The organism is Staphylococcus sp. HMSC068C09 (genome assembly GCF_001813735.1).
In the GTDB taxonomy this organism is placed as follows: Bacteria; Bacillota; Bacilli; order Staphylococcales; family Staphylococcaceae; genus Staphylococcus; species Staphylococcus hominis.
This window is the reverse complement of the sequence record NZ_KV813772.1, coordinates 1-202: the sequence shown is the minus strand read 5'-3', so window position 1 is coordinate 202 and position 202 is coordinate 1. Positions and strand designations below refer to the sequence as shown.

Genomic DNA, 202 nt, shown 5'->3' with positions numbered 1-202 from the left:
TTTTTTATCTAAGTTTCCTGCTAAACCATTTAGTTTTGGTTCATCTTCTGTTAACTTATTAACTCTTTCCGCAAAGGTATTTCTTCCTAAAACTCGTTCTAACTCTTTTAGTAAGATTTTTAAAAGCTTTAACGCTATTTCTATATTCTCTTTAAGTGGCTTTGCATTTTCGTAAAGTTGGTTAAAATTATCGTCTGCGTTT

At 29.7% G+C, this 202-nt stretch carries 1 pseudogene; it reads right to left on the bottom strand.

What is annotated here, in order from left to right:
- Positions 1 to 202: pseudogene (locus HMPREF2930_RS09425) on the bottom strand (plasmid recombination enzyme); the annotation flags it as partial.